Source organism: Aquibacillus koreensis, assembly GCF_025154055.1.
Lineage (GTDB): Bacteria > Bacillota > Bacilli > Bacillales > Amphibacillaceae > Aquibacillus_C > Aquibacillus_C koreensis.
Map to the genome: position 1 here is coordinate 1 of NZ_JAOALK010000034.1, position 11,420 is coordinate 11,420.

Below are 11,420 nucleotides of genomic sequence, written 5' to 3' on the forward strand. Positions count from 1 at the left end.
GCTGCTGTTGTGAAACAGCCAAGCATTAAACCAAGTCCTACTAATACTTCACCCCAAGGAACAAGGATGTTGAAAAGATCTGCATTTGGAATTGCGAAAGCTTGTAAGAAATCTACGTACCATCCATAAACGACACCATCTGGACCTGCGACTGGGTTAGCCACTGCGCCTTGTAAAAATCCTGTTGCATCAAACCCACCAGTAACTTTTCCTAAACCTGCAGTAAACCAAGCATACCCTATATAGATTCTAATGATTGCTAATACACCAGCTACAACGTTATTTTTTCTTAATAATTCAAACATGTCGATCACTCCTAATTTTAGTTTTATATTGTTCATCATTTCACATATAGTTTTTCAAGAATTCTTGTTTGTGTCTTTCTATGTTTTTATATTAACACGTTTAAAAAGTATAGAAAATAAGTTTGTGTAATACTTCACAATTAAGAAACAAAGTTATGACAAAAAAGTGAAGGTTGTGATTTGGTCTTGACAGAAAGGGCGTTCCTTATGGCTATATGCATGCCGTTCGCCAACCGGAAATGCCACTGAGAAAGAGGAAATAAGGAAAGGATGCGGAAATATAATAAGTAAGGCTGATTTGATACAAAGTGGAGGAGATTCGGATTATAAAGAAAATAAGATTCAGTATCATTGGAGGAAATAGCTTTCGAGCTAACTATTTTTATCGAATAGCAAAAGCACTTCCTGAGCAATTTCATATAAGTGGCGCGGTGGTTCGAAATGAAGCGAAAGCAAAGGAAATAGAGGGGAAATGGGATATACGGACATACCCGACTTTGTCTGACCTATTAGAAAAGGAAACACCTGATTTTGTTGTTGTGTCTGTTCCACCTGAAGCGTGTGCAAAGTATTTAATAGAACTAGCTGAATTAAACATGCCAGCTTTAGCGGAAACGCCACCAGCATCTGATCTGGAAGGATTAATTTTGCTTCATGAGAAGTTGACATTACGTGGTGCCAAAGTTCAGGTCGCTGAGCAATATCCACTTCATCCGATTCAACAGGCAAGGAATTCGATCATTGATTCCGGACTATTAGGGAAAGTGACAGAAGCCACAGTCTCTATCTCACATTTTTACCATGGGATAAGTTTAATAAGAAAAATGTTGCAGGCTGGTTTTCAAAATGCAGAAATACGTGGAAAAGGGTTCCGTTCGAATATCGTTTCTGGACCAAGCCGTGCAGGCTATCCAACAGAAGAGAAAATAGACAGTGTCACACGGGATTTGGCGTGGATTGATTTTGGGTATAAGTTAGGCATCTATGATTTTACCGACAACCAACATCGATCCTGGATTCGTTCTAATCATCTGTCAGTTAGAGGTGATCGTGGGGAAATATTTGATAACCAAGTACATATGCTTGCGGATTATCAAACACCCGTTCATATAGATTTAAAGCGAATAAATAAAGGTGAATATGAAAATCATGAAGGTTATTTTTTATATGGCATACTGGCAGGAGAAAATTGGGTCTATCAAAACCCATTTATTCCAGCTAGGTTATATGACGATGAAATTGCGATAGCGCATTGCTTATGTAAAATGGCAGATTATATAGAAGGAGGACCAAGCTTTTATAGTTTAGCCGAGGCTTCACAAGATCATTATCTAGGAATGAAAGTAGAAGAAGCAGTGAAAACCGGTAATACGATTCATACTGTTTCACAACCTTGGACGAAGTAGGTAGATTTGGCTCTTATTATTATTAGGCTAGGTGACCAAAGTTTTGAGTGAAAAAGACATTTACGCGAGTAATCTCCGAAATTTAGGGATGTTTTTAGGAAAGAAACAAGAATTAAATGAGGTGGTGGTGATTGACAAACGAGTTAATGTAGTTAAGTCATTAGTGAATCCTTTTAAATGAGTTATTTGCAATGCACAAAGCTACAGAAATGGTTTAAGTAACTCACCAAACATGTTTTAAACCTTCCTGCAAAAGACAGGGGCTGAACCGTGTCCTTGTCTTTTTCTGTTGTCAGATACCGTTGAAACTTTAGAAAAAGAGAAGTTTCATTACCATTCCAAAGAAATGCCGAAACTGTTGTGAAACAGCCATTAAATCAAGTTCTATTAACACTTTGCCTCAAGGAACTAGGATGTTGAAAAGATCAGCATTTGGAATTACGAAGATCCGAAAAAAATTACATACCATCTTTCACTACGCCATCTAGACCTGAAACTGGGTTAGTTACTGTGCCTTGTAAAAAAATCTGTTGCGTTAAATTCACCAGTATCCTTCCAAACCTTGCTGTACACAGCATATATTCGAGATAAATTCGAATGATTGCTAATAGTCCAGCTACAACGTTATTTCTTCATAAAAATTTAAACCTGTCGACCACTACTAGGAGTGGTTTCTGTAAATCATAGTTAAATCTACTAGCATTTTTAAGCAAATGAGTGTATTCGTATATAAATCCGCCGGGAAGATTTTCTTACATTGTTATTAGGGGGGAAACTATATAAAATAAGCTATTATAAGATTTGTTTAAATTATTTTAAAAAAACTATAATTTAAATATAGTAATTTTTCTAAAATATTATAATTGACTTCATAGGTAAATACTTTACTATCTAAGTATATCTAACAAACATGATTAATTATAACATTGATAATGAGTATACATAGAGTTTTAACGTGGCTCTAGATTTATACACTGCTAATCTATATCTGGAAAGGGGATAGATTAATTTGAATACTGAGTTTAAGATATTAAGAGATAAGATTATTGAAGATAATTCCGAAACCAAAACATTATTTGGTATGAACGAAACTGTTAAGCGTTTAATGGGTATGATGTATTATTATGAGAAGTCGATGACTCTTGACGATATGACAGAAATGCTTGGTATGAGTAAGGCTAGTATGAGTAATGCAGTTCGTGAACTAGTCGAAATGGACCTTGTACAAAAGATACACGTGAAAGGAGAACGAAAAGTTCTATATAAAGTGGAAGACGATAATTATGAGTGTTTCATAAAATACTTTTGCTTTCAATGGCGCAAACTGCTGATCCCTAAGGCTACTTCAATTAAGAAGCAAATAGCACAATTAAATCGTTTAAAACGAAAAGAAGGTATTGATAAAGATACTGTTGCATTAATAGATAAAGACCTCGAAAAGTTGCAAGCAGCTCTTGATTATATCGATTGGTTGGATCGAGTTACACTACTGTTCGAGTCCCATGAAATTTTTGATTATGTTCCAAAAGGGGAAAGCGCTAGAGCAAAAATAGGTTTATAGATAATAATAAAAAATGGTTTCTGTATGGTAAAAGATACAGAAACCATTTTTTTGTTATTTAAAAGTGTTAGAGACTACGTGAAAATATAAATCTTCAAGTGTAAGGCAGAATGAACACATTCGTTAAAGGGAGATAAAATTCAAGTTTTCTAGTTGTTTAAGTATTTAGTATTTTTTATAAATATTAAATACTTATAAAAAATAGATTGTGAAATGTCCTTAACCTCAATGTTCATCAAGCTTTAGCTATATTAAGTGAATGAAAGACATTGAGCGTATTTTGAGCATGACATAGTTTTTGATAGTATATGGAAGTTTTAAAAAGGAAATCCCTATTCATACATATCAGGTTAGCACTAATATTGTCTTATCTATCTATAAGAGGAATGAATGCGTTTGATTTTTCATGTGTACAACCTTTATCATTTAATATATACAAAAATTCAAATATTTTTGTTTGTTTAAAAAACATTAAATTTATAATAGTCTCATTTGAATTATCATGATGAAGACAAATGGGATAGTGAAATGGGTGATAAATAGATTGCGACGGCATAAATTGATAGCCTGTAGCAACATACCTTAATAAAAGAAACCCAGAAGGAGCGAGATCATGACGGACAAGGTCCTTAGTCTTGAAAACTTAAAGACTACTTTTTATACAGATGAAGGAACGATTCCAGCAGTTAATGACGTAAGTTTTCACATTAATAAAGGTGAAATATTAGGGGTAGTAGGGGAATCAGGTTGTGGAAAAAGCGTTACCTCCCTATCCATTATGGGATTGGTTCAAAGTCCACCAGGGAAAATTGACGGTGGTAAGATTCTTTTTAATGGAAAGGATTTACTTGAAAAGACGGAAAAAGAAATGCGTGAAATTCGTGGGAACGAAATATCAATGATTTTCCAAGAGCCGATGACTTCCTTAAATCCGGTTTATACAATTGGGAATCAACTTATTGAATCTATTCTATTACACAATAAATGGAGTAAGAAAAAGGCAAAGGAACGAGCAATTGAAGTCCTAGAGCTCGTAGGTCTTCCAAGAGCGAACGAATTGATAAATGAATATCCTCATCAGCTTTCAGGCGGAATGAGACAACGAGTAATGATTGCGATGTCAATGGTTTGTAATCCAAATTTACTTATTGCGGATGAACCAACTACAGCTTTAGACGTAACCATCCAAAAACAAATCTTACAACTTATGAAAAAACTAAATAAAGATTTTGGTACAGCGATTTTGATGGTTACACACGACCTAGGTGTTGTTGCCGAAGTATGTGACCGAATCGTTGTGATGTACTCAGGAAAGATTGTCGAAGAAGGATCCGTTAAAACAATTTTTAATTCTCCTAAACACCCATATACAAAAGGTCTTTTGAAATCTGTACCAGACATTCGAAAGAAAAGCGAAAGGCTCTATTCCATTAAAGGGAATGTACCGAAGCCTGGTTCGATTAAAAAAGGCTGTGCATTCGCGGGCAGATGTGAACATGCATTTGAGCGATGCTTTGAAGAAACCCCTGAACACTTCAATTTAGGCAGTGGGCAATGCGTGAGATGCTTCTTATATGAAGAAGAGGAAGCAGGTGTTGCAAAATGACTGAAACATTATTAAAAGTCCAGAATTTAAAGAAAGAGTTTCCGATCAATGGAGGAATCCTTGGGAAACAGATTGCCTCAGTAAAGGCAGTAAGTGATTTGTCCTTTGAAATTAACAAAGGAGAAACACTAGGGTTAGTTGGTGAGAGTGGGTGCGGTAAATCTACAACAGGACGTACACTACTTAGGTTAATAGAAAAAACAGACGGTAAGGTAATTTATAAGGATGAAGATATAACAACCTTAAGAAATAAAGAGATGAGAGCATTAAGAAAAGAAATGCAAATGGTCTTTCAGGATCCTTTTGCCTCTTTAAATCCTCGTCAAACCGTTGAAAAAATTCTAGAAGAGCCTCTCCTTATTCATGAAAAACTTTCCCGAAAAGAGAGACTAGTTAGAGTCTATGAAATGATGGAGACAGTTGGATTGAATAAAGACTATGCCAAACGATATCCGCACCAATTTAGTGGCGGACAAAGACAGCGAATCAGTATTGCCAGAGCATTAATGACTAAACCTAAGTTTATTGTACTAGACGAGCCTGTCTCAGCGCTAGACGTATCTATACAATCACAAATTCTGAATCTATTAGAAGATCTTCAAAAAGAATTTGATTTAACATATCTGTTCATTGCACACGATTTAGGAGTTATTCGTCATATCAGTGATCGAATCGGTGTGATGTATCTTGGGTCACTTGTGGAATTAGCTGATGGCGAGGCGTTATATGAAGAACCACTTCATCCATATACACAAGCATTGCTATCGTCGGTTCCGATTCCTGATCCGGAGGTGGCGAATGAGGAAGAAATTCTAATAGGCGATATACCAGATCCATCCAATCCGCCAACAGGATGTCCGTTCCACGTCCGCTGCGGATCGTGTATGGAAATCTGTAAAAAAGAAAAACCACAACTTGTGGAAGCGAAAGATAAACGATTTGTTGCTTGTCATCTTTACAATGATGATTTAAATAAATAAAAACATAGAGGAGAGAAATACGCATGAATAAAAAGACTTGGTACACAAGCATTGTAACACTATTAATCGTATCATTTATGCTAATTGGTTGTTCAAATGATAATGCAAATTCGGAAACAGATAATGGAGAAACAAAAGCAAGTAAAGAAGAAAAAGTTTTAATTTATGGCCGTGGTGGTGACACCGTTTCTCTAGACCCGGCAGTTGTAAATGATGGTCAATCATATAAAGTAATTCAAAATATTTATGACACATTAGTTCGTTATGGAGATATGGATACAGACATCACAGCTGGTCTTGCTGATGATTGGAATATTTCTGATGATGGATTAACTTACACATTTACACTTCGTGAAGGAGTTACGTTCCATGATGGAACAGACTTTAATGCAGAAGCTGTAGTTACCAATTTTGAAAAATGGATGAGTCCATCGGAAGAAAATGCTGGTAAATATGCTGTTTATGCTACGCTATTTGGTGGCTATAAGGGCGATGAAGGCCATGTGATCGATAGTGTTGTTGCAAAAGATGAGTCTACGGTTGTCTTCACACTAAACCAAGTGCAACCACTATTCTTAGATTATTTAACAAACACCGCATTATCCATCGGAAGCCCAACAGCAATGGAAGAACAAGGAGATGCGTTTGGTGAAAATCCTGTTGGTACTGGACCATTTGTTTTTGAAGAGTGGAAAAGAAATAACCGTATTGTGCTAAGTAAAAACGAAAATTACTATCTTGAAGGTTTACCTAAACTTGACGGTGTTATTTTCCGAGTAATTCCAGATAACTCCGCGCGATTAAATGCACTCATCTCTGGTGAGATTGATATCATGGACGGATTAGATCCAAATAACGTGAGCCAAATAGAAGCAGATGAATATCTAAATGTATTTGAAAGACCTTCCATGAACACTGGTTACCTTGGATTTACTGTAACAAGAGAACCTTTTGATGACCCATTAGTTCGTCAAGCGTTAAGTCATGCGATTGATCGTGAAAGCATTATTGCAGCTTTTTATAATGGGTACGGTACACCAGCAAAAAATATTGCACCACCTTCTGCATTTGGATTTAACGATGATGTAGAAGCATTTGACTACGATTTGGAGAAAGCAAAAGCATTATTAGAAGAAGCAGGATATGGAGATGGATTTGAAATGGATCTATGGGCAATGCCTGTATCTCGTCCTTACATGCCAGATGCTAACAAAGTCGCAGAAACGATTCAAGCAAGTTTAGCAGAAATTGGTGTTACGGCTAATATCCAATCTGCTGAGTGGGGTACGTATCTTGAAGATGTGGTTGCAGGGGAGTATGATTCCTTCTTATTAGGATGGACTGGTGATGTTCCTGATGCTAACTCTTGGTTGTCTGCATTACTTCACAAAGAGAGTATTGGAAGCTTGAACTCTGCTCAATATGATAGTGATGAGGTGTCAGAATTAATCTCAGATGCACGATCTACAGCAGATCAAGATGTAAGATCAGAATTATACAATGAGGCGTTTGAAATCCTACGTAATGATGTACCACTTGCGCCAATCGTACACGCAAAACCTGTACTAGCTGGCGGAACGAATGTAGTTGATTTCTTCCCACATGCGACAAGTTCATCATTCTTATATAAAACTGACCTCAAGTAATAGACATTGAACCATGTGAGAGGGGTTGCTTAGCTATCCCTCTCCTTTATTATACGTTAAGAAATTTCTTGCTAAGAAGCCTCTCGGCGTAGTGAAAATTAATGTTTACAAAATATAAGAAAAACGGACACATTCGCAAAGGACAAGCAAAGCGAGTTGTTCTAATTAAGATGAAAATATTTTAAGCGGACATCTGTTCCGTTAATGGGTAGAAACATAGATTTATGAGCATTGTCGGACAACCTCATTCTTTCTTTGCTACGTTCAAAATCAGTTTTTTTCCGCGAAGTAACGGACCAGATGTCTGTTTTAAATCACAAATAATGAAGTTAAAAAGCAAGCTCCTTATACCCAAGAAAAGGTAGGTGGTTACATGTTTGCATACACAATTAGAAGATTATTACAACTAATCCCTGTTTTATTTGGGATGACACTTCTTGTGTTTTTTATTGTTCATGCGATCCCTGGTAACCCAGCACAAGTCATGTTAGGACAGCATGCAACAGAGGAAAGTGTTCAAAAGTTAACAAATGAATTGGGTCTTAATGAACCGTGGTATATACAATATATAAATTACCTTCAAAATTTAGTAACCGGTGATCTAGGAGATTCAATCCGTACTGGTGCACCGATCGTAGAGGAATTATGGCCTTATTTAGCTGCAACGATGGAGCTTTCAGTTGTAGCTATGATTTTTGCTGTGTTTATCGGTGTGAATGCAGGGATTATTAGTGCATGGTTCCAAAACAAATGGATTGACTATGTAGCAATGTTCGTTGCGCTAATTGGTATTTCTGTTCCTATCTTTTGGTTAGGATTAATGCAACAATGGCTCTTTGCTGTTGAGCTTGGATGGTTTGCGCCAACAGGTAGAGAAGATGCAAGAGCGCCAATTGATCCGATCACCCATTTCTTCTTAATAGATACTTTAATTCAAGGAGATTGGGATGGATTTGTTGAGACTGTACGTAGACTCGTTTTACCAGCAACTGCATTAGGTACTTTCTCAGGTGCGTTTATTGCAAGAATGACGAGATCAAGTATGTTAGAAGTTATGCGTTCAGACTACATTCGAACAGCACGCTCTAAAGGGATGAAGATGATTAAAGTGGTGTATAAACATGCGTTGAAAAACTCTATTATTCCAGTATTAACTGTAGTGGGATTGCAAATGGGTCTACTTTTAGGTGGAGCAGTACTAACGGAAACGATCTTTGGGTGGCCAGGTATAGGTCGTTATATTTACGACGCAATCCAATTCCGTGATTATCCAGTTGTACAATCCGGTATTTTGATTGTTGCATTATTTTTTGTACTAATTAACCTATGTGTCGATCTTCTCTATTCTGTTGTAGATCCTAGAATTAAGTACAAATAAAACTAGCGTCTCTTGAAAGGGTGTTGAAATGAAACCTGTAGAAGATGTTCAAAATGGTCAAATGGCGTTACATGGGAAAGGTCCTAAAGTGAAAAAGGAGAAAAATTCACTTTGGGTTGAATCGTGGTCACGCTTTAAGAAAAATAGATTAGCAATTTTTGGATTGTCGATCGTCTTATTTTTTGTGTTATTAGCTATCTTTGCCCCGTTAATTGCGCCTGAAGGTATTAATAATCAAAAATTAGCGGAACGATTGCAAAGTCCTTCCATTAATCATTGGTTTGGTACAGACGACTTTGGTAGAGATATTTTATCGAGAGTAATCTACGGAGCAAGAATATCTATTTGGATTGGTGTCCTGTCTGTAGTTGGTTCGATGATCATTGGTAGTTTACTAGGGGTTATTGCTGCTTATTATGGGCGTTTGGTGGATGTTATAATCTCACGTGCATTCGATATTATGCTAGCATTCCCTAGTATTCTGTTAGCGATCGCTATTGTTGCGGTACTTGGTGCTTCTTTAGAAAATGCGTTAATTGCCATTGCGATTATAAATGTACCAAATTTTGGACGACTAATTCGATCTAAAGTATTAAGTGTCAAAGAAGAAGAATATATTATGGCAGCAAAAAGTCTTGGAATGAGCGACGTTAGAATTATCCTTAGACATGTACTGCCAAACAGTTTAGCGCCTATCATTGTACAAGCGTCGCTTGCTGTTGGTACAGCAATTTTAGAAGCTGCGGCGTTAGGATTCCTGGGTATGGGTGCAGAAGCGCCACAACCTGAATGGGGTAAGATGTTAGCTGATGCCCAGCAATACATGATCCAGGCTCCGTGGACAATGATCTTTCCAGGCTTAGCTATTATGTTAACCGTTTTAGGATTTAACTTATTAGGTGATGGCTTGCGTGATGCGCTAGACCCTAAAATGAAGAGCTAGATTTTCGTATGATTCATTCACTCAGCGTGGGTTCTGAGTAGAGATATTAGATTACTAGGAAGGGGATTTATATAAATGACAACTACGATTAAGGGTTCAGAGAGATTAGGAGTAATTTTTTCAGAATTAGAAGAACTATATCCGCAGTTAGTAGACATACGTCGTGATCTGCATATGAATCCTGAACTATCATTTGAAGAAGTAGAAACAGCTAAGAAAATAGCCGCATTTCTAGAAAAAGAAGGTATCCCTCATAAAACTGGTGTCGGCGGTAATGGTGTGGTGGGTTATATTAAAGGAGGTAAGCCGGGTAAGACGATTGCTCTGCGTGCTGACTTTGATGCCTTGCCGATTCCTGACGAGAAAAATGTGCCATATAAATCAAAAGTAGAAGGTGTGTCCCATGCGTGTGGACACGATATTCATACAGCGTCTTTATTAGGTGTTGCGAAAATTTTACATGCACATCGTGAGGAAATCCATGGGAATGTGGTCTTACTTCATCAACATGCGGAAGAGATGGCTCCCGGTGGCGCTCAAGCAATGGTAAAGGATGGTTGCTTAGAAGGTGTAGATGAGGTGTACGGGGCGCACGTTCATTCAAACGTTGATGTAGGTCAGATGGAGTTAAATGAAGGGTATATTCATGCGGCTGCAGATACCTTTTACATTACGATTCAAGGAAAAGGTGGACATGGAGCAGAGCCCCATGACACGATTGATTCTATCGCATTAGGATCCCAACTTGTTGTTGACTTGCAACAAATTGTAAGTAGACGAGTAGATCCGTTGAAATCAACCCTTGTTTCTGTTGGATCTTTCCATAGTGGTGGCGCACCGAATGTTATCGCAGATACAGCGAAAATTAGTGGTACGGTGAGAACGTATGATGAGGACGTTCGTGATCAAGTTGAAGAACTATTCAAACAAATATGTAAGGCTGCAGAAGTAAAAACAGGTGCGGTGATTAAGCTTCATTATGATAGAGGATTTCCATCTCTTTATAACCATCCACAAGAAACAGCTTACGCAAAAAAAATAGCACAAATGGTTTTGGGAGAAGAAAATGTACTAGAAATGGCGCCAACGATGGGTGCAGAAGACTTCGCTTATTTTGTAAAAAATGTACCAGGTGTCTTTTACAACGTAGGTGGTAGAAATCCAGAGATTGATGCGATCTATCCACACCACCATCCGAAATTTGATGTGGACGAACGCTCGATCATCAATATCGCCAAAATTTATATGGCTATTGCTTTAAATTCGCAGAATGCTTAAATAGAATGTAAAGGTATCCTATACCCAAATGGACAATTGTCTATTTGGGTATTTTATGTCAGTTTGCCAGAACACTCTTTACTTTGGTGATGACTGCTTGTTACCAATTGATGATACAGTCTAGTATACAGTCATCTGTATTCGCTATTAAAAAGCGTACAGCCATTCTGGCTATACGCTTTCCAATTAAACTTCCACCGTTTCCTTCACTTCTTTTTGCTCTCTTCTTCTTGCAACAACTGTTCTTAGGTAAGGTAACACATATCTGTCTGCGCCAAATTTACCAGCGTTCGCTCCAGCTACAAGGATCACTGTAC

General features: G+C 37.3%; 9 protein-coding genes. 8 read left to right on the forward strand and 1 reads right to left on the reverse strand.

The genetic code is table 11. From position 1 onward, the window contains the following. Positions 1 to 305: DoxX family membrane protein (locus NYQ66_RS09820; RefSeq protein WP_259869186.1), on the reverse strand; the 305-nt coding region annotated here is incomplete at its 3' end. Between the two features lie 308 nt (positions 306 to 613). Between NYQ66_RS09820 and NYQ66_RS09825 the strand changes: the two genes are divergently transcribed. The 8 genes from NYQ66_RS09825 (at position 614) to NYQ66_RS09860 (ending at position 11,103) form a co-directional block, all read left to right on the forward strand. Then, complete coding sequence (locus tag NYQ66_RS09825; RefSeq protein ID WP_259869187.1) at positions 614 to 1,711, forward strand: Gfo/Idh/MocA family protein; 1,098 nt, start codon at positions 614 to 616, stop codon at positions 1,709 to 1,711. 1,009 nt (positions 1,712 to 2,720) lie between these two features. Next, positions 2,721 to 3,272 carry a GbsR/MarR family transcriptional regulator gene (locus NYQ66_RS09830; RefSeq protein WP_259869188.1) on the forward strand — a complete coding sequence of 184 codons (552 nt, stop codon included), beginning with the start codon at positions 2,721 to 2,723 and terminating at the stop codon, positions 3,270 to 3,272. Between the two features lie 613 nt (positions 3,273 to 3,885). Next, positions 3,886 to 4,878, forward strand: a complete 993-nt coding sequence (locus NYQ66_RS09835; protein WP_259869189.1) for an ABC transporter ATP-binding protein — start codon at positions 3,886 to 3,888, stop codon at positions 4,876 to 4,878. Next, positions 4,875 to 5,858, forward strand: a complete 984-nt coding sequence (locus NYQ66_RS09840) for an ABC transporter ATP-binding protein (protein WP_259869190.1) — start codon at positions 4,875 to 4,877, stop codon at positions 5,856 to 5,858. Before NYQ66_RS09835 ends, NYQ66_RS09840 begins: the two co-directional genes overlap by 4 nt. A 23-nt stretch (positions 5,859 to 5,881) precedes the next feature. Next, entirely contained in the window at positions 5,882 to 7,504 is a 1,623-nt protein-coding gene (locus NYQ66_RS09845; protein ID WP_259869191.1) for an ABC transporter substrate-binding protein, read from the forward strand. A gap of 373 nt (positions 7,505 to 7,877) precedes the next feature. Next, positions 7,878 to 8,882, forward strand: coding sequence for an ABC transporter permease (locus tag NYQ66_RS09850; protein ID WP_259869192.1), 1,005 nt, complete (start codon positions 7,878 to 7,880; stop codon positions 8,880 to 8,882). A 61-nt stretch (positions 8,883 to 8,943) separates the two neighbouring features. Next, complete coding sequence (locus tag NYQ66_RS09855) at positions 8,944 to 9,825, forward strand: ABC transporter permease (RefSeq protein WP_259869196.1); 882 nt, start codon at positions 8,944 to 8,946, stop codon at positions 9,823 to 9,825. Between the two features lie 75 nt (positions 9,826 to 9,900). After that, positions 9,901 to 11,103: a M20 metallopeptidase family protein gene (locus tag NYQ66_RS09860; RefSeq protein ID WP_259869194.1), complete on the forward strand. Its 1,203-nt coding sequence runs from the start codon at positions 9,901 to 9,903 to the stop codon at positions 11,101 to 11,103. Positions 11,104 to 11,420 lie beyond the last annotated feature (317 nt).

What these genes read in the sequence shown, in the direction of transcription:
- NYQ66_RS09835 (WP_259869189.1), top strand. Translation starts at nt 3,886, where the DNA reads ATGACGGACAAGGTCCTTAGTCTTGAAAACTTAAAGACTACTTTTTAT.
- NYQ66_RS09840 (WP_259869190.1), top strand. Translation starts at nt 4,875, where the DNA reads ATGACTGAAACATTATTAAAAGTCCAGAATTTAAAGAAAGAGTTTCCG.
- NYQ66_RS09845 (WP_259869191.1), top strand. Translation starts at nt 5,882, where the DNA reads ATGAATAAAAAGACTTGGTACACAAGCATTGTAACACTATTAATCGTA.
- NYQ66_RS09850 (WP_259869192.1), top strand. Translation starts at nt 7,878, where the DNA reads ATGTTTGCATACACAATTAGAAGATTATTACAACTAATCCCTGTTTTA.
- NYQ66_RS09855 (WP_259869196.1), top strand. Translation starts at nt 8,944, where the DNA reads ATGGCGTTACATGGGAAAGGTCCTAAAGTGAAAAAGGAGAAAAATTCA.
- NYQ66_RS09860 (WP_259869194.1), top strand. Translation starts at nt 9,901, where the DNA reads ATGACAACTACGATTAAGGGTTCAGAGAGATTAGGAGTAATTTTTTCA.